We start from the raw sequence: 18669 nt of genomic DNA on the forward strand, positions 1-18669 counted from the left end.
CCGCGCTTCATGAGCCGACTGATTATCGTATCGAACCGGGTCGCGCCGATCTCGGAAGGGGGCCCGGCGGCAGGCGGTCTGGCAGTCGGCGTCTACGATGCGCTGAAGGAAACCGGTGGCATGTGGTTCGGCTGGAGCGGCGAGGTGCTCGCTTCCGGGCAGCCGCAGATCAGCGTGGAGGAGCGCGGCCCGGTGACGTTCGCGACCATCCCTCTGATGCGGCGCGACTACGACCAGTACTACCGCGGCTTTTCGAACGCCACCTTGTGGCCCGCGTTCCACTACCGCGCGGACCTGCTGCAATACGACCGGCATGACTTCGGCGGCTATTGCCGCGTCAATACCTGGCTGGCCCAGCAGCTCGTGCCCTTGCTACGCGATGACGACGTGATCTGGGTGCACGACTATCACCTGATCCCGTTCGCGCAAGCCTTGCGCGCGGCCGGGGTGAAGAACCGTATCGGCTTCTTTCTGCATATTCCGTTTCCGGCCTCGCAGGTGCTGCTGGCGGTGCCGCCGCATCGCGAACTGGTCGAAGCATTGTGCTCGTTCGACCTGCTCGGCTTTCAGACCGCGCCTGATCTGCGGGCGTTTTGCGACTACATCGTCAACGAAGCGAACGGCACGGTCGAGGCGCCCGCTGAAGGGCCGACGCTGGTGCGGGCGTTTGGCCGTACCTTGAAGGCGGCGGCATATCCGATCGGCGTCTATCCGGATGAGATCGCCGAACTCGCCAAAGCGGGCGAGCGCGGCAAGCCGGTGCGCACGATGAAGGCCACGCTGCATTCGCGCAAGCTGATCATGAGCGTCGACCGGCTCGACTATTCGAAGGGGCTGGTGGAACGGTTCCGGGCCTTCGAGCGGCTGCTCGAACACGCGCCCGCACAGCGCAACAAGGTGTCGTTCCTGCAGATCGCGCCGCCAACGCGCGCCGACCTGAATGCCTATCAGGACATCCGTCTGCAGCTCGAAGGCGAGTCGGGGCGCATCAACGGCCGGTTTGCCGAACTCGACTGGGCGCCGATTCTCTACATCCACCGTCAATACGAGCGGCCGGTGCTGGCGGCGCTGTTTCGCACGGCGCACGTCGGCTTCGTCACGCCGTTGCGCGACGGCATGAACCTGGTTGCCAAGGAGTACGTGTCGGCGCAGGACCCCGAAGATCCGGGCGTGCTGGTGCTGTCGCGCTTCGCGGGCGCGGCACAGGAGCTGGACGGTGCGCTGATCGTCAACCCGGTGGATATCGACGGCATGGCCGAGGCGTTGGCGCAGGGCCTGTCGATGCCGCTCGCCGAGCGTCAGTCACGCTACCGGGACATGATGGCGCGGCTGCGCGAGAACAATGTGTCGGTGTGGCGCGATAACTTCATGCGCGATCTGCAGGCGGCGGGTGCGCTTACCCAGGGTGGCGGCGCGACGCTCGCGGCCAGTGAGCCGCTGGCGGGCTGAGGGCGCAAGCGCTTCAGCCTGAGGTGGCTGGGTTCACCCGCGGCACGTAACCGTAAAAGCATGTAGCCGCAAAAGCGAAAAAGCCGCTTCATTGAAGCTGGCGCTCGCGGCGCACTGTACGGCTCACTGCTCACGGTGGCCTCAAGGGAGGGGCCACCCTCAGCGTCAAACCACGTGCTGCTCGTCGACCTTCTTGCCCCCGGCGTGCAGGGTGGTGCCTTTGCCGTACTGCTTCGACAGCAGGTCGCGGTACAGCCCCGGCCGGTTGCGCAGTTCCTCGGGCGAGCCGTCGTCGACCACCTTGCCCGCGCTCATCACGATGATGCGGTCGAAACTGTTCAGCGTCGACAGACGGTGGGCAATCGCCACCACCGTGCGGCCCACCATCAAGCGGTCGAGCGCTTTCTGGATCGCTTCTTCGGAGGCGCTGTCGAGCGCCGAAGTGGCTTCGTCGAGCAGCAGGATCGGCGCATTCTTCAGGATGGCGCGTGCAATTGCGATGCGCTGGCGCTGGCCGCCCGAAAGTTTCACGCCGCGGTCGCCGACGATCGTGTCGTAGCCTTCCGGCATCGCTTCGATAAAGTCCGCGCAACGCGCTTCGCGCGCCGCTGCCAGCACTTCGTCGCGGCTCGCCTCGGGGCGTCCGTAGGCGATGTTCTCGTAGACGCTGCGGTGAAACAGTGCGATGTCCTGCGGCACGACGGCGATCGCGTGGCGCAGGCTGTCCTGCGTGATCGAGGCAACGTCTTGTCCGTCGATCTTGATCTGGCCGCCCTGTGTCTCGTAGAAACGCTGCAGCAGCGACAGCACGGTGGATTTGCCCGCGCCCGACTTGCCGATCAGCCCGACTCGCTGGCCGGCCGCAATGTGCAGATCGAAGTGGTCGAGAATCGGCCGGCGGCGCGGGTAGGCGAATGTCACGCTTTCGAAGTCGATGCGCCCGCCTTGCGGCACCAGTTCCACGGCGTCCGAGCGGTCCGGCATGCCGTGCGGCTCAAGCAGGGTGCGCACTGCTTCGGCGAGCCGCGCGACGTGCTGCGTGACGTCGACCAGCGCGACGGCGAGATCGCGGGTGCCGTGCAGGATCGTGAAGCCGAGCGAGCTGACCAGCACGATGTCGCCGGAGGTTGCCTTGCCGTGATCCCACAGCCACAGCGCCCAGCCGAGCAGCCCGGCCGACAGCATGGCCGTGATGACGGCGTGCAGCAGACGCAGCTTTTCGAGGTAAAGCAGGCTTTGCTGGCGCGCGTCCATTTCGGCCTTGACGGTCGCGCCGAAGCGCGACTGCTCGCGAAAGGTCATACCGAAGGCACGCACGAGGCCCATGTTGCTGATCACGTCGACCAGTTCGCCGTCGACCGACGCGGCCTTGGTGGCGAAGTGATGGTGGCGCGCCGAACCGCGTCCGGCGAGCTTGTAGAGCACCACCGAGAGGATCGCCGAGCAGACCATCAGGCCGGCCGCCATCAGCGGGTTCACGGCAATGATCATGACAATCGCACCGAGCACGGCGATGCACGGCGGCAGCACGTTCCACGAGGTGGTGTTCTCCGCCGTGTAGACCGCGTTCGAGGTGGCGGTGATACGGCTCGCCAGCATGCCGGGCTGCTTTTCGGAGTAGTAGGTCGGAGAGTGGCCGCTCAGGTACTGGAACAGATCGCGGCGCAGATCGCCGGTGACGGCGACGAAGGTATGGGCGGCGACCCAGCCGGCCACCCGCCACAGCAGGTTATCAGCGGCGATCAGGCCGACCAGGATGGCGAACGCCCCCCACAGCGGGCCCGGATGGTGCCGGCCTTCGCCGAGCACGTCGATCAGATGCTTGATGGCGTATTGAGAGGCGAGCGCACAACCCACAGCCGCGAACACGCTGCACAGGACGATCGCATGGGCGAGCGGGTGGCGGCGGATATAGCGAAAAAGAAACGCAAGCGGCCTGTGCGCATAGCTCGAAAGCTTTGCGTTGTGGGCATTACGCTGGGCGATGGTGAGATGTTCCAATTGATCGTGTGGTCGGTGTGTTTCAGGTTATGTCATGCAACGGCATGGGCCACGGGACGCATCGCCACAAAAGGCAGATGCTCGCATTGTAAACACGCAAAAGGCATTCCGCCGTGTTCGAACGGCAACGGGACGCGACTGATTTCGCGATAGGCATCCGCAACACCTGTTTGCTCGACCCCGTGTGGCGGCCGTGGTTCATGCAGATTGCGGAATAATTTCGAGATATAATTACAAAAGCCATTCAACGCGCGGCGGCGCGCCGACGGGCGGCGCACAGGAAACATTGACGGAAGAATTTGCAAAATCCAGCTTGGGGGCCATGCGCCAAAGCCAGCCCTTACTGTAGAACTGGCTTATAAAACAAGGGTTTGCAAAATGTTTCCGCTTTGTAACAACGTAAAGTGTTTGAAATGTCCCGCGCCGCACGGGACGTCCGGCACCCATAATGCGTGCTCGGTCGGCCCATGAAATACGTGGCAGTTTGTCAACGAGTCTGACGCTTGTGCGTTTACGGCACATGTACAGCCTGGTGATGATGAACAGTCTGGGCATCCTTACCAAGCGATCCATCGCAGGATTTCTCGAACGAAACAGGCCTGAGCCGGCATCAGCCGGCCTGACTGGCCAGGCGAGCAAAGCGAGTCGCTTTTAACAAACCGCAGTACTTTTGCCTGATTTTTTACGAGGAGTTCTCTCTATGCGAATCGCTCAAATCGCTCCGTTGCACGAGGCGGTTCCCCCCAAGCTGTACGGTGGAACGGAACGGGTAGTGTCCTACCTGACCGAGGCACTGGTCGAACAGGGACACGATGTGACGCTCTTCGCGAGCGGCGATTCGCAGACCTCGGCGAAACTCGAAGCGTTCTGGCCGCAGGCGCTGCGCCTCGACCCGACGATTCGCGACGTGATGGCGCCGCACATGCTGCTGCTCGAAGAAGTGCGCCGCCGCGCGGACGAATTCGATGTGCTGCACTTCCACATCGACTATTACCCGTTCTCGCTGTTCGCCCGTCAGCCGGTGCCGTTCCTGACCACCATGCACGGTCGTCTGGATCTGCCGGAACTGCAGCCGGTTTTCAATGCGTTCAGCGACGTGCCGGTCGTGTCCATCTCGGACAACCAGCGTCTGCCGCTGCAGCAGGCGAACTGGCTGTCCACGGTTTATCACGGCCTGCCGGAAAACCTGCTCAAGCCGATTCCCGACGTCAAGCCGAGCTATCTCGCGTTCCTCGGCCGCATCTCGCCGGAAAAGCGCCTCGACACGGCAATCCGCATCGCCGAGCAGTCGGGCATGAAGATCAAGGTTGCCGCCAAGCTCGACAAGGCTGACCGCGCGTACTACGACGAAGTCATCAAGCCGCTGATGTCGCTGCCGCACGTCGAATATATCGGCGAAATCAGCGAAGCCGAGAAGACCGAATTCCTCGGCAACGCCCACGCGCTGCTGTTCCCGATCGACTGGCCGGAGCCTTTCGGTCTGGTGATGATCGAAGCCATGGCCTGCGGTACGCCGGTCATCGCCTTTAAGCGCGGCTCGGTGCCTGAAGTGATCGAGCACGGCGTGTCGGGCTTCGTCGTCGAAGACGAAATCAGCGCAGTGGCCGCCGTCAAGCGCCTGAACACGCTGCCGCGTGAAACGGTGCGCAAGGCCTTTGAAGCACGTTTCTCGTCGAAGGTCATGGCGCAGAACTACGTCGCTTCGTACGAAGAACTGCTGCGCCAGAAGCGCCGCACGGTGCTGCGCGAAGTCAACGCAAGCTAATAGTCAGAAAGTCGTACTGCTCCTGGACTGTCCGCTGGACGGTCCTGTGAGCACCTGCAACGCCTCGCGTGTGTCAAGCACGCGGGGCGTTGTTGCATGCGCGCCGCGCATTTGGCTGGGAATGCGCTGAAAGTGGCGTTTTGGGGGAGGGAACCGTGAGCCGTCTCGGTAATATCCCTATAATGGCCCTGCCGCAAATTTGGCTGCGGCGTCGTCACCGACAGGAGGATGCCTTGGCGAGAACGAAAGAGACGCGTGCGAATGCGGCGCCCGGCGCCGGAACGATTTTCGCGCTGCGGGCCATCGGTCTCGTGATTCTGGCTCGGTGGCTGTTTTCGATGTCGCAAATGGACATCGTCTCGTCGCTGGCCGCCATGGCTTCGTCGCCGTGGGCCTGTATCAATCTCGTCTTTCTGTTTCTGCTGATCTTTCTGCCGGGTGCGCGCGCCCAGGCCGAGCGTCCTTTTCACCCGCTGCCGCAATGGTTGCGCCAGGCGCTGCGTCTGTTCGCTTTCCTCGGATTCCTGTTCGCGGTTTTCTCCGTGGGCGCCTTCGTCTGGAGCGCCGGCGGAAGGCGCGCGCTGCATGCGGTGGCCGCCACCAACGGCTGGCTGGTGGCGGCGCCCGCCTTGTACGCGGCGGTGCTGTGGATCTGCCGTCCACGCGCGCTGTGGCGTACCAATGTCGCGGCGCGCCGGTTTGCGATTGGCCGTTATGCGATTTCCGTCGATGCGACGACGCGCACGGTGATCGTCTGGGTGGAAAGCCGCAAGCTCGGTCAGTACGATGCGCGCGAACTCTCGGTGCGCTGGCCGGATGGTCAGGGCGACGGGTCTGCCGCACCGGTAGCGGCGCCGGCCGACGTGCTCGACGCGGGCGGCGGGGCGCCGGCACCTGTGGCGGCAACTTCAAGCTCCGCTTCGGCCATGCCGCGCGCCGCTGCGCAGACCGGCTGGCTGCATCGGCGCCCCAAGGTCGAGTTGTTATGGGACTCGCCCGCGGCTGCAGGACATAACCGTCAGACAGTGTTTCGTGCGGCGCTCGCCACGGAAGGTGACCGGGTCGCTGCACGAGCTCTCGATACCTCGTTGCGCCAGGCCTGATCTCTGGAAACCTCATGACCGATAAGACGACTTCCGACACGCACATTGCATCCGGCCAGGACGCAACCCGCAAACCATTCCGGCGTCTGTTGCTGACGGGCGCCGCCGGCAATCTCGGCAAGCAGCTGCGCGGCGCGCTCGCTGCGTGGGCCGAGATCGTGCGCGTGAGCGATATCGCGCCCCTTGGCGAACTGGCCGGGCACGAAGAGGCGGCGGTGGTAGACCTCGCCGACCAGCAGGCGGTGCATGCCCTGCTCGAAGGTGTCGACGCGGTGATCCACCTGGGCGGCATTTCGGTCGAAGCGCCGTTCGAGGATTTGCTCGAAGCGAATATCCGCGGCCTGTACAACCTGTATTCGGCCGCGCAGAAGCAGGGCGTGAAGCGCATCGTCTACGCCAGCTCGAATCATGCGGTGGGGTTTCATCCGGTCAATTCGGTGGTCGATATCGACGCGCCGTTGCGTCCCGACAGCCTGTACGGCGTCAGCAAGTGCTTCGGCGAATCGCTGTCGCGCTACTACTTCGACCGCTTCGGACTGGAGACGGTGTGTCTGCGGATCGGCTCGTCGTTCGAGCAGCCGAAGAACCCGCGCATGCTGGTGACGTATCTGAGCTATCGTGACTTCATCGAACTGGTGCGCTGCTCGCTGTTCACCAACCGGGTGGGGCACGCGATTGTGTATGGCGTGTCGGATAACCGCCGCAAGTGGGTGGACAACACCAAGGCGGCCTTTCTCGGCTTCCGGCCGCAGGACAGCTCGGAGCAGTTCGAGCATCTGTTTCCGCTCACAGCGCCCGATGCGGATCTCGACGATCCGACCCAGCGCTTCCAGGGCGGCCCGTTCGTGCTGGCAGGTCCGATGGAGCCGAAGTCCTGAGCGCAAACGCGCCGCAGTGAAGGGGCGAGGTCAGGGGGACGACGCGTCGCACCCGTACGCCCTGACTCCCGGACATCGTAGGTGACCCGATCATCCGGGCTGCTTAGCGATGAGCGAACAGCGATTGCCCGCTCACACGCTGAGTGCGGCTGCCTGAATCGGAACCCACACTCACGACACCACCGTAGGCGTTGGCGTTGTAGACGGCCTGCTCGGCAGCGACGGTCTGTGCGCTCTGGCCACGTTGCGACGCCGGGGCACCCGCGAGCGGGTTATATGACGGCGCCGGGCCGTAGCCGCTGCTGGCGAACGCGGGTGCTGCCACTGCCGAGGTAGCGGCGATCAAAAGGGCTGCGATGAGATTGCGGTTCATGATATTCACTCCAATGTGCGTTAAAAGTCTTGTGGGTCCGGCGCACCTTCAGCGGGCGAGGGCGGCGGCGCAGCGTGGTTCGACGACTGCGCCGCGGCCGGACTAACAGGGTTTTGCCAGGCTGTTGCCAAGGGCTTTTTCGGGCCCTTGCTTTCCAGCCTCTTACTTCAGGCGAGACTGCAGTTCGTTGGCGAGTTGCCTGATCGCAGCCTTCGTCGGCGCATCCTCTGCGAGCGCATTGAGCAAGCCGAAGTCGTGGATCGTGCCGTTGTAGCGCACCGTGGTCGCTTCATCGCCGGCTGCGTCGAGCTTGCGGCCGTAGGCCTCGCCTTCGTCGCGCAGCACATCGAACTGGGCAACCTGAATCAGCGCCGGCGGCAGGCCCTTCAACTGATCCAGCGAAGCACGCAACGGCGATGCATAAATCTCGTTACGCTGCTTCGGATCCTTCGTGTAGGCGTCCCAGAACCACTTCATCATCGGACGGGTCAGGAAGTGGCCTTCCGGATAGGCGTTGTACGAGCCATCGTTGAAGTCGTTGTCCGTTACCGGCCACATCAGACCTTGAAGGCGGATCGCCGGGCCTTGCTTGTCTTTTGCCATCAACGACACGACCGCTGCCATGTTGCCGCCCACACTATTGCCGACCACCGCCAGACGGCTGCCGTCTACACCAATTTCATTGCCATGCGCCGCGACCCACTTCGTTGCCGCGTAGGCCTGGTTGATGGCCACCGGATAGCGCGCTTCGGGCGAGGGCGTGTAGTTGACGAACACCGCCACCGCACCGGATTGCACGACGAGGTCGCGCACCAGACGCTCGTGGGTCGGGAAATCGCCGAGAATCCAGCCGCCGCCGTGGAAGAACATGAAGACCGGTGGCGTACCCGTCACGCCCTGCGGGCGCACGATGGTGATCGGCACGCTGATGCCGTCCTGCTCGATGGTCCTGTTCGACACATCGATACCCGACAGATCCACCTTGACGCTGTTCTGTGCCCCCACCAACACCTGACGCGCCTGCGCAGGAGGCAACGTGTTGATCGCCGGTCCCGTGCCGCTGTTAAGCGCGTGGAGAAACTGGCTTGTTACCTGGTCAGGCGTAGCGGACGCTGCCGGCGTGGCAGCGGCTGCGAAGGTGGTGCTGACGGCGAGCGCAGTGGCGAGTGCAGTGACGAGCAGCAGGGGCTTGAAGGTTTTCATGTTGGCTTCCGGTCTATGCGATTGGTGGGGTGGGTTAGACGATCGTCAGCGTGACGTCGATGTTGCCGCGCGTCGCGTTCGAGTACGGGCAGACCACGTGTGCCTTGTCGACCAGCGTTTGCGCCGCTTCACGCGTCATGCCGGGCAGCGAAATCTTCAGTTCGACTTCAATGCCGAAGCCGTTAGGGATCACGCCGATGCCGACGCTGCCGTCAATCGCGACGTCCGCGGGGATGGCGATCTTTTCGCGTGCGGCGACGAACTTCATCGCGCCGAGGAAACACGCGCTGTAGCCGGCAGCGAACAGTTGTTCCGGGTTGGCGCCTTCGCCGCCGGCACCGCCCAGTTCTTTGGGCGTGGTCAGCTTGAAGTCGAGGTTGCCTGCGGGCACCACAGCGCGGCCATCACGGCCGCCGGTTGCGTGGGCATGAGCGCGGTAGAGAACTTTTTCGAGGGACATGGTGAAACTCCTTTAAAGAGGTTGGGTTGCTCAAGTTTTCTATCTACTACCAGATAGATTTACGGGTACAACGACAAGGACTTCTGCTTCATATCTCCCGGTTATCTATCTACTCAAAGATAGATAACCGGGCTAAATAAAAAGGTGGCGTACCACCTCTCGTTCGACTGCGTTACCGCGCAATTCTCACCGAAGCTTCGACATCTTCGAGCCGGGCCTTGGTGTGGAACAACCTGCTCGCCAACACGCTGCCCTGAAAGGCCGCGTAGAGCGCGCGCGCCGCGTTTTCCGGCTTGCCGTTCACCGCCAGCGTTTTCTCCTGAGCGCCTTGCGTCAGAACCTTCGCCAGCCAGTTTTCATTGGCCTTGAAAAACGCCTGCACCGCTTGCCGGATGTTCTCGGGCAGTGACTCGATGTCCGCAGCCAGCATGCCACACAGGCAGATCTGATTGCCGTCCCCGAGGGTTCTGCCGAACAGCTTCGCGTACTTGCTGAGCTTTGCGTCGGCCGGCAACGAAGCCTCAATGCCATGGAGGGCGTTCAATACCTCTTTGCTGTACTCGTTGACTGCTTCCAGCACCAGATCGTCTTTCGACGGAAAGTAGTAGTGGATGCTCGAGGTCTTTACGCCGACCAGGCCGGACAGATCACGGTAGCTAAAACCGTTGTACCCGCGCAGCATGATCAGCGTGACTGCGTGGTCCAGAATCTGTTCGCGAACTGTCGTTACCGTTTCCATGGACTGAACTTTATCTACTCATAGATAGACTGTCAAGCGGAAGATGAAAATTTATTTGCGGAGCGGTTCGCCGGGATAAAAAAAGCCGGCGTATTGGCATACGCCGGCCTGAGTTGTTGCTAGTGCAGAGGTGGCTGCGGTTGAGCTGCTCAGCCATTACCCGGCTGCCGCTGGCTTCGGACGCGAGGGGCATGCGACCCCCGCGTCTTTCGGACGCGCTTACTCGTCCACCAGCAGTTCCGAGTCGTCGATCTGCTTTACGCCGGCGCCAAGCGCGGCACGCCGCACGCCGGGGTCGGACAGACCCTTGATCAACTCCAGCGCCTGACGCTCGAACAGCCTGCGGTACAAGCCTTTCTCGATCTGGATCAGCGCATCGTGACTGCCTTCCTCGATGATCTTGCCCTTATCGAGCACCAGCAGCCGGTCCAGCGCCCGCACGGTCGACAGCCGGTGCGCGACGACGAGCGTCGTGCGTCCCACCATCAGCCGTTCCATCGCCTGCTGGATCAGCACCTCACTTTCGCTGTCGAGGCTCGAGGTGGCCTCGTCCAGAATCAGGATCGGCGCGTCCGCGAGGAAGGCGCGCGCAATCGCCACGCGCTGGCGCTCGCCGCCCGAGAGCTTGACGCCGCGCTCGCCTACCAGCGTGTCGTAGCCGTTAGGCAGCGCCATGATGAAGTCATGGGCGCTGGCGAGCTTCGCGGCCCGCTCGATCTCGGCGTGCGTCGCGCCAGGACGGGCGTAGGCGATGTTCTCGGCCAGCGTGCGGTGAAACAGCACCGGCTCCTGCTGGACGATGGCGATCTGGCTGCGCAGCGACGCCTGGCTGACCCGGGCGATGTCCTGCCCGTCAATGGTGATGCGCCCGCCGTTGACGTCATAGAGCCGCTGGATCAGCTTGATGAACGTCGTCTTGCCTGAACCCGAATGTCCCACCAGCCCCACGCGCTCACCCGGCGCAATGCGTACCGAGAAGTTGTCGTAGAGCGGTGCAGCGAGCGAGCCATAGTGGAACGTGACGCGCTCGAAACGGATCTCGCCTTTTTCGATTGCGATCGGACGCGCGCCGGGCATGTCCTCGATACCCAGATGCTGCTTTTCGAGCTCCACCAGTTCTTCCATATCGTTGACCGAGCGCTGCAGGTTGCGGATGTGCATGCCCACTTCACGCAGATAGCCCTGCAACATGAAGAACATCGTCAACGCGAACGTGATGTCGCCCACGCTGGCTTCGCCACGCGTCCACAGGAACAGCGCAGCACCGAGGATCGACGCCTGGATCAACACCAGCATGCCGCCTTGCGCGCCGCCATTGAGCGTGCCGCGCACCCAGGTGCGTTTGGTGCGGTGGCGCCACTTCTCGACGATGCGAGCGAGCAGAACTTCTTCGCGTGCTTCGGCGCCGAACGCCTTGACGACCGCGTTGCAGCTCACCGCATCGGCCAGCGCGCCACCCATTTTGGTGTCCCACGTGTTGGCGAGACGCGCGGCAGGCGCGACGAAGCCGAGCGACAGCATGGCCGTCACCGTGATATAGAGCACCGAGCCGAGGCCCACGACCGCGCCCATCAACGGCCAGCGAGCGCCGAGCAGAACGGTGGAGCCCACCAGCATGACGACCGATGGAAACAGCGCGATCAGCAGCGTGTCGTTGAGTATGTCGAGCGCCCACATGCCGCGCGTGATCTTGCGCACCGTGGAGCCGGCAAAGCTGTTGGCATGCCAGTCGGTCGAGAAACGCTGCACCCGGTGAAAGGCATTGCCGGCGACCCGGCTCATCATCTTGAGCGTGAAGACGATGATGTTCCGGTAGACGCCCTGATTCAGCAAGGTGGCGCCCAGACCGAGTCCGACCAGCGTGGCGAACGCAGTGATGGCCGCATGCCGTGCCTCCGGGTTCCCCGTGGCGCCGGAAGCAATGGCGTCCACGAGATGTCCCGCAAACATCGGAGTGAGCACGTCGGCCAATGCCGCGAGCAGCACGAGGCCGGTGACCGCGAAGATGCGCCAAGGCTGTTCGCGCCAGTGCCGGAAGGTGAAGCCGAGGACGTCCTTAAAGGCTTGTCCGCTAAAGTCGAGTTTTTTTGTAGTCATTGGTCACGGCCTGGGGACGCAGAGACCCCGGGATTCCATTCAGGAGCAACAGGAATAGACAGCCGACGCGGGCCAGAACCGTCTGGCGAGCGAGTATTAGACCGTCTGGAAAATGCGCAGGCTTGCCGAAATGGCGGACCTACGTTGGCGACTGGTTACGGTCGCGAGGCCACGTAAAGAGTGGCAATGTGCACGCTGAACAACATGTGATGCCTCCCTTTAGTGTTGAGTGAAGTGAAGAAGATGTTTTCGGAGCTGATGTCCGAGGTTTGAATATATAGCGGGTTTATCGCGGTGGCAAGCGGGAGATGTGGGGTGTGGTTGATTTGGTACGAGGAATTGGGGGGAGAGGGTGTTACCTGTGAGCGAAAAATGCAGTCGGCATTTTTGGGGTGTTTTGCACACGTCCCGTAGCCGGGGTATCGCAGGAAGTGGTGTATGCAGGCAAAAACCCGAGGCTACGCCGAACACCCCAGGAAATTCGCCTGATGGCTTGAATGTTTCAGCGTGGGAGACCTGTCGAGCTCAAGTGAGATCGCTTGAAAAGCAGTGGTGAACACGTTCGGACCGATCAACGAATAAGCGCTTATCTTCGAAGCGGTCGGTATGCATCGAGGGTCATCCAACCTGCTCGGCAGCGCCGGGTCTGCTTCGCCGGGATTCCCGTTGTTCGTCCTCTGGCGATGAGGTCACTAGCAGCGTCGTCGGGTTGCGCCGCCCCAAGGGCGGTTTTTGCATTTCTGATGGACCTCGTTTCGGACTCCTCTGATATCACGTCACGCGGCGTTTCGCAGACGATTGAAATTGGGTTTGCGTATCCAGTTGCGCTGTACGAACCCGTGGGCGCAGGAGGCGCTCGCTCGCGCGAGGAATTACCTGCGACGATTCACCGGAGACGGAAAACGGAAATGACAGATAAGCAGAAGCAAGAAACGACGTACCTGTGTGCGATCGTTAATGCAAGCACCGAGCGTGGCGGTCGTGTAAGCATGCTGGCTGAAGCGCGAGAGCCTGCGTTTGCGGGCGTTGGCGAGCAGGTTTTCGGTATGTTTGATCCGGCCAAAACGTTACCCGGGAGCGCAGTCACCCGCGAAGGGAGGGCTTATGCGTAAGGCAGCGGTTCGGCACGGAGACCCGACGACAGCGCGAGGTTTTGTACTTGCCTATTCGTCCACGATTCACGACAACGGTAAAAAGGTTGCTCTGAGCGGCGATGAGGCAACCTGCGGCAACTGCAAGGGCGTATTCAAGATATTCGGCACTGGCCGGGGGATGTCGGAAAGGGGCCGCGATATTGTAGGGGATGGCGACAGGGTGCTGTGTCCGTGCGGCAAGAACCGCGTCATGGTCGGCGCGAATCCCAGAATTTTTCTCGAAACAACTGGCGATACAGCAAGCGCGGGCAGCTCTAGTCCCGCATACAGAGAGAGTTCCTCGTCGGCTTCGGTAGTCTTTGACGAACGGGTTCGCGATTGACGAACAATGGTGCTCTTGGCACGTTGGAAACCTTTGCGTGCTTTACCTTAAATATGCGAACTGGACCGGGCTATTCAGATTTGGGTGAGTCGAAGCAAATTCTCTTCTGGCCAGTGAAATGAAACGACTGCCGGGCGTCATTTCAGCGATGGGCGTCGGACTCCTGGTGGCATGGTTCTTTGGCTATGTGACGAGCCAGATCGATTGGCCGCTTCCGAAACCCCCGATCCACGGATGCTATGAGATCGACCATTGCGATGTGCCTTGGTGGGTGATGGCAATCTTCATTTGGTGGTTTTTGGGTCCGGCAGTCGTCTATGGCGGCATTGCCTATGTGGGTATCGGGAAGCGATGGTCGTTCACGAGGCGGGCAGTGACTTTTTCGGCTCTGCTGCTGGTCACCGGTTGCCTGTACTTTTCTTGGTACGTTTTTCGTTACTTTGGCTGAGCGTGCGCGTCGGCGTGAGGCCGGCGACGGAAAGGTTGTCGGCGTCTGTGTGGAACCGCCCCGTATGCATTGGCAGGCACAGATGTATTTCGCCCGTGCTTCCATCGTTTGGTGGCATCGACTTGTCCATGTCGTTTGATTTCAGTCAGTCTCAGCGTTGCAGTGCAGGGCGAGTAGCCGGGGGCGGGAGATCGTCAACTGGCTCCTCGAAGGTCGCCGTCTTCGCAGTTGGCCTTTCCGCTGCACTTTCGGTCGTGTCGGGTGCGTTAGGGGTGCCCTTGTAAACCATCGTGAAATCGCGTTTACCCTTGCCTTTTGCGTGGTGCAATTGGCAAACAGATCGACAAGCTGGCCACAGGCGGAATTCAAGGGACTCGATCTGGACGATGCGCGCCTGAACCAGGCAAGTATAAGTTCTGCAATGAGCAATAGGCGCAGCGCTTGACTTGACGCTCCTGCTACTAATGACTTGCTTACGCGGCACCAATTGATACACTTGCAAAATCGTTGCACTGGCTGATCGATCCGACTGCCGCGTCCATTGCCAAGAGGGCGGGCGCGCTGTCATTCGCGATGCTCACAATGAGCATTCGATCTGCAGGCTCGGGATCCACTATCGTTAAGGGATTTGGTGAACATGCAAACCTATGCACAGACTGCTAATGAGAAAGCCAAGCAGCAAAGCCAGGCACTGCAACAGCCAATACAAAGGTTAGCGCAATCTCAGGTGGAATTTGACGATACTCGTGCGGATGCTGCGCAGCTAAAACATCAGCAAACCGTGATGAGGAATAGCCCGCGGCAACAACAGCTCGAAGTCCTGCAGGCTATGATGAGAAATAGCCCGCGGCAGCAACAGCTCGAAGTCCTGCAGGCTGTGATGAGAAATAGCCCGCGACAGCAACAGCTCGGAGTCCTGCAGGCTATGATGAGAAATAGCCCGCAGCAACAACAGTTCCTGGCCATGCAAGCCAAGTTTGAAGGCAAAGCGGCACAGCGCGAAGTTAATGCCGAGGCTGTCAAGCCCAATAATACGGGTCTGCCCGACAGTCTTAAGTCAGGTATTGAATCGCTTTCCGGCATGAGCATGGATCATGTGAAGGTGCACTATAACTCCGGCAAACCGGCGCAATTAAATGCCCATGCCTATGCACAGGGCAGTGAGATTCATGTGGCACCTGGCCAGGAGCAGCACTTGCCACACGAGGCTTGGCACATCGTGCAGCAGGCGCAGGGGCGAGTGAAGCCGACGCTACAAGCGAAAGGCGGGGTGCCAGTGAATGCTGATGTGGGGCTGGAGGCGGAGGCGGATGCAATGGGAGCAAAAGCGCTGGGGGCTAGTGCGGCGCAATTAGAAGGTAAAGCGCAGGCCGCTCCGCAGGCCGCTTCAATGTCTTCGGTCGCACAATTATACAGAGACGGCTACGCCCCTAATTTGGAAGGCCTGATTGTTCCGGACGGGGGAGAGGGTGCGTATAACTATGGCACTTTCCGCCGACCTGGGGGCTGGTACGATAATACGCTTGACCGGCTATTCGCGAGAGCAGTTGACGAGGGCAGGTCAAGGACTGTTGAAGTTGTTCCTGGAACTAATATCACGATAGTCCAATGCGAATCGGCCGGAAGTTGGCACAACATAAATGACATGCAGATAGGCCATATTCAAAATTGGCGAAATTACGTACGCGATGCTGAGCCTGCAACGGTACGTGAAGCGACTAACGCATACAACGACCTGGATAATCTCAGACTTGAGGGTCCAACGGCAAATGCATCTCACGATTTCGAAGCAGGCAGGGATAGTGAGGATGATGGTGATATGTCGGACGATGATTTTATAGATAAAAGCGACGGTGGAGTCATGCCGCCGGAAGCGCGGGTTCTGCTTGATGAATATAAAGCTGGCCAGTCGTCTTATTACAAATAGAACATCCTCGCTCGCACCATGTGCCTATAGTAATCCGCTGCGAGATGCGGGGCGAGGGCGATAAATCCACCTCGTCGTACACAAGTCCGGACTGCCGACCTGACAGTGCCAAAATTCTGTTTACATTCAGTTGGTTAGCGTTGCCCTTGTAAACCATCGTGAAATTGCGTTTACTCTTGCCTTTTGCGTGGCGCAATTGGCAAACAGATCGACAAGCTGGCCACAGGCGGAATTCAAGGGACTCGATCTGGGTGATGCGTGCCTGAACCTGCGGGCGAGGATACTGATGGGAAGTATGGCGGCTGCACCGAATGCTATCCGCATACCTGAGCGCGAAGATCGGTAGGCTAGTGGTTGTGTTGAGCTGCTCTTCCGGTTGGGAAGCCGGAAGAAAAAAGCCCCGTGAGTACGGGGCTTTTTCATGTCGCTTTAACAGAAGCTCTCTATGGGCCGTAGTAACCGACCGAACCAACGCTTGATGCGTTTCCAGAGGCTTCGGAGGAATCTGGTGGGTGGTACAGGGATTGAACCTGTGACCCCTGCCGTGTGAAGGCAGTGCTCTACCGCTGAGCTAACCACCCGAAGAGATTGAGATTATGTCAGAGGATCTTCGGCTCGTAAAGTATTTTTTAAGCAGTTTGCTCATCGGCGGCCGCGACAGGTTGAAGACGCCACACGCTCGTCCCCTTGACCGCCTTGTCGAGGCCATCGAGCACAGCCTGATGCGCAGCAATTTCCTCTTCGCTGGCAACGATCACCGGCAGCTCGATCGAGTTAAGCGCGACTCGCGGCGCGTGCTCGCCACCCCCTGTCGACGCTTCACCCAGCATGTCGATAACAAGGCTTTCCTGGCCACGCGTCATCGCCAGATACACTTCGGCCAACAGTTCCGAGTCGAGCAGCGCGCCGTGCAGCGTACGGTGCGCATTGCTGATGCCAAAGCGATCACACAGCGCATCCAGCGAATTGCGCTTGCCGGGGAACATCGCCTTGGCCCGCACCAGCGTGTCGATCACCTCGCCGCACTGCGAGCTAAACGACGGCAAGCCGAGCAAGGAAAATTCAGCGTCGAGAAAGCCGATATCGAACGGCGCGTTGTGAATGATCAGATCCGCGCCCTGGATGAAGTCGCGCAACTCGTTGGCGATCTCCGCGAACTTCGGCTTGTCGCTCAAAAATTCGGTGGTCAGGCCGTGGACCGCCAGTGCGCCCGGATCGCTGTCGCGTTCCGGGTTGATGTAGAAGTGCAGGTTGTTGCCGGTGAGCCGGCGGTTCACCAGTTCGACGCAGCCGATTTCGATAATGCGGTCGCCGGTGCGCGCATTCAGGCCGGTGGTTTCAGTATCGAGGATGAGTTGACGCATGTCGGATTAGCCCGCTCTAAAAATTGGCTGAGAAAAACTTGACGGCAGAGGAGTGAAGCAAGCCGGGATGCAGGCAAACGCGCGCAGCGCGCGCCCGAACCATCCCGCGCCTCAAATCTCCGCCAGCGAAGCGACCCCGCGATTCGCCAGCGCGTCGGCGCGCTCGTTCTCCGGATGTCCCGCGTGCCCCTTCACCCAGCGCCACTCGATCTCATGCTGCTGAACGGCCGTATCGAGCCGCTTCCACAGATCGGCATTCTTCACCGGCGTCTTCGCCGCAGTCATCCAGTTTTTCTTCTTCCAGCCGTGGATCCACTCGCTGATGCCTTTCTGGACATATTGCGAATCGGTATGCACCACAGCCTTGCAAGGCCGCTTCAACGCTTCGAGCGCGGCGATTACGGCCATCAGCTCCATGCGGTTGTTGGTGGTGTTCGCTTCGCCGCCGAACATTTCCTTTTCCTGTGCGCCGAAGCGCAGCAAGGCGCCCCAGCCGCCGGGGCCTGGATTGCCTTTGCAGGCGCCGTCGGTATAAATGTCGATGAGGTCGGAAGTCATTTTCTCTGATTGCGTGTGTTCGGGGTGGCGGCGGGGGCGAGGCCCGCGGCAAGCACGGGCTTTTTCACCTTCACGGGGCCGATGAGGCGCATGCCGGGCACGCGCTTGATCGCCTTCACCATGTAGGTGGCGCCGAAGATCGGCCACCAGCGGTCGCCGGCAGCTTCCATGAAGCTGTAGCGCGCGAGCCACTGATCGCTGACGAGGGGCGGACGATAGCAGCCGAAGCGTCCGCGTTCAAGGTCGAAGCCGAGGAGTTTAATCCAGTCCTTCAGGCGGGTGAATGCAATCAGGTCGTGCGCAGCCGGGACGAACGGCCGCCCCGTCACCTTGCCGACCGACTGCCGGGCGCCCCACAGCGAGAGCGAATTGAAGCCGAGGATGATCAACTGGCCTTCCGGCATCAGCACGCGCTCGGCTTCGCGCAGCAGCCGGTGCGGGTCGCGCGTGAACTCGAGCGTATGCGGCATCACGATCAGGTCGACGCTCTGCGCCTCGAAAGGCAGGTCCAGCAGGTCGCACCAGACCGCGCTGCGGCCCGGCGGCGCATGTCTTTCGGGTGCGGCGGCGCCTGCCGCGCGTGGAAATTCATAGGGTGCGCTGGCGCCGCTGGCGGCATCCAGCACGAGGCCCCGGCACGGCATGCGGTTCTCGCGCAGCGCATCGAGCTGCGGCAGACCGAGCTGCAGCGCGTGGTAGCCGAACACGTCCGACACCACCCGGTCGAGCTGCGCCTGTTCCCATTCCAGCACGTAACGTCCGGGTGGCGAATCGGTCCAGGCGGGCCAGTCTATAATCGTTCGGTCAGACATATTGAAGATTGCGTCG

General features: G+C 61.2%; 17 protein-coding genes and 1 tRNA gene. 8 read left to right on the forward strand and 10 right to left on the reverse strand.

What is annotated here, in order from left to right:
- Window positions 1–9 precede the first annotated feature (9 nt).
- Window positions 10–1449 (forward strand): alpha,alpha-trehalose-phosphate synthase (UDP-forming), encoded by a 1440-nt coding sequence (gene otsA, locus FFS45_RS06570; protein ID WP_137953900.1) that lies wholly within the window; start codon window positions 10–12, stop codon window positions 1447–1449.
- A gap of 165 nt (window positions 1450–1614) precedes the next feature.
- Here the strand turns inward: otsA and FFS45_RS06575 are convergent, their stop codons facing one another.
- Window positions 1615–3450, reverse strand: a complete 1836-nt coding sequence (locus tag FFS45_RS06575) for an ABC transporter ATP-binding protein (protein WP_137953901.1) — start codon at window positions 3448–3450, stop codon at window positions 1615–1617.
- 700 nt (window positions 3451–4150) lie between these two features.
- Between FFS45_RS06575 and FFS45_RS06580 the strand changes: the two genes are divergently transcribed.
- The 3 genes from FFS45_RS06580 (at window position 4151) to FFS45_RS06590 (ending at window position 7196) form a co-directional block, all read left to right on the forward strand.
- Window positions 4151–5215: a glycosyltransferase family 4 protein gene (locus tag FFS45_RS06580; RefSeq protein ID WP_137953902.1), complete on the forward strand. Its 1065-nt coding sequence runs from the start codon at window positions 4151–4153 to the stop codon at window positions 5213–5215.
- A gap of 233 nt (window positions 5216–5448) precedes the next feature.
- A complete protein-coding gene (locus FFS45_RS06585; protein WP_137953903.1) occupies window positions 5449–6318 on the forward strand; it encodes a hypothetical protein in 870 nt (289 codons plus the stop codon).
- 14 nt (window positions 6319–6332) lie between these two features.
- Window positions 6333–7196 (forward strand): NAD(P)-dependent oxidoreductase, encoded by an 864-nt coding sequence (locus tag FFS45_RS06590; protein WP_137953904.1) that lies wholly within the window; start codon window positions 6333–6335, stop codon window positions 7194–7196.
- Window positions 7197–7299: 103 nt separating this feature from the next.
- On the opposite strand, the gene FFS45_RS06595 is transcribed toward FFS45_RS06590, so the two are convergent.
- The 5 genes from FFS45_RS06595 to FFS45_RS06615 form a co-directional block, all read right to left on the reverse strand.
- A complete protein-coding gene (locus tag FFS45_RS06595; RefSeq protein WP_137953905.1) occupies window positions 7300–7569 on the reverse strand; it encodes a hypothetical protein in 270 nt (89 codons plus the stop codon).
- Between the two features lie 162 nt (window positions 7570–7731).
- Window positions 7732–8772, reverse strand: coding sequence for an alpha/beta hydrolase (locus tag FFS45_RS06600; protein ID WP_137953906.1), 1041 nt, complete (start codon window positions 8770–8772; stop codon window positions 7732–7734).
- Between the two features lie 34 nt (window positions 8773–8806).
- Entirely contained in the window at window positions 8807–9232 is a 426-nt protein-coding gene (locus tag FFS45_RS06605) for an organic hydroperoxide resistance protein (RefSeq protein WP_137953907.1), read from the reverse strand.
- Window positions 9233–9404: 172 nt separating this feature from the next.
- The gene (locus tag FFS45_RS06610) at window positions 9405–9971 is read right to left on the reverse strand and encodes a TetR/AcrR family transcriptional regulator (RefSeq protein ID WP_137953908.1); all 567 of its coding nucleotides are present in this window, start codon (window positions 9969–9971) and stop codon (window positions 9405–9407) included.
- 219 nt (window positions 9972–10190) lie between these two features.
- Window positions 10191–12068 (reverse strand): ABC transporter ATP-binding protein, encoded by a 1878-nt coding sequence (locus FFS45_RS06615; RefSeq protein WP_137953909.1) that lies wholly within the window; start codon window positions 12066–12068, stop codon window positions 10191–10193.
- 743 nt (window positions 12069–12811) lie between these two features.
- Between FFS45_RS06615 and FFS45_RS06620 the strand changes: the two genes are divergently transcribed.
- The 4 genes from FFS45_RS06620 to FFS45_RS41600 all read left to right on the forward strand — a co-directional run bounded on the left by FFS45_RS06620 (window position 12812) and on the right by FFS45_RS41600 (window position 15919).
- Window positions 12812–13180, forward strand: a complete 369-nt coding sequence (locus tag FFS45_RS06620) for a hypothetical protein (protein ID WP_137953910.1) — start codon at window positions 12812–12814, stop codon at window positions 13178–13180.
- On the forward strand, window positions 13173–13544 hold the full coding sequence (locus FFS45_RS06625; RefSeq protein WP_137953911.1) for a PAAR domain-containing protein: 372 nt from the start codon (window positions 13173–13175) through the stop codon (window positions 13542–13544). The genes FFS45_RS06620 and FFS45_RS06625 overlap by 8 nt, the downstream gene beginning before the upstream one ends.
- 118 nt (window positions 13545–13662) lie before the next feature.
- Entirely contained in the window at window positions 13663–13992 is a 330-nt protein-coding gene (locus FFS45_RS06630) for a hypothetical protein (protein ID WP_137953912.1), read from the forward strand.
- Between the two features lie 637 nt (window positions 13993–14629).
- On the forward strand, window positions 14630–15919 hold the full coding sequence (locus FFS45_RS41600; RefSeq protein WP_171029587.1) for a GH-E family nuclease: 1290 nt from the start codon (window positions 14630–14632) through the stop codon (window positions 15917–15919).
- Between the two features lie 506 nt (window positions 15920–16425).
- On the opposite strand, the gene FFS45_RS06640 is transcribed toward FFS45_RS41600, so the two are convergent.
- The 4 genes from FFS45_RS06640 to FFS45_RS06655 all read right to left on the reverse strand — a co-directional run bounded on the left by FFS45_RS06640 (window position 16426) and on the right by FFS45_RS06655 (window position 18653).
- Window positions 16426–16500: transfer RNA gene (locus tag FFS45_RS06640), tRNA-Val, on the reverse strand.
- Between the two features lie 48 nt (window positions 16501–16548).
- The gene (dnaQ, locus tag FFS45_RS06645) at window positions 16549–17283 is read right to left on the reverse strand and encodes a DNA polymerase III subunit epsilon (RefSeq protein WP_137953913.1); all 735 of its coding nucleotides are present in this window, start codon (window positions 17281–17283) and stop codon (window positions 16549–16551) included.
- 111 nt (window positions 17284–17394) lie between these two features.
- Window positions 17395–17841: a ribonuclease HI gene (gene rnhA / locus FFS45_RS06650; protein WP_137953914.1), complete on the reverse strand. Its 447-nt coding sequence runs from the start codon at window positions 17839–17841 to the stop codon at window positions 17395–17397.
- Window positions 17838–18653: a class I SAM-dependent methyltransferase gene (locus FFS45_RS06655; RefSeq protein ID WP_137953915.1), complete on the reverse strand. Its 816-nt coding sequence runs from the start codon at window positions 18651–18653 to the stop codon at window positions 17838–17840. Before FFS45_RS06655 ends, rnhA begins: the two co-directional genes overlap by 4 nt.
- Between the last annotated feature and the right edge of the window lie 16 nt (window positions 18654–18669).

Source organism: Burkholderia sp. 4M9327F10, from assembly GCF_005503145.1.
Classification (GTDB): domain Bacteria; phylum Pseudomonadota; class Gammaproteobacteria; order Burkholderiales; family Burkholderiaceae; genus Paraburkholderia.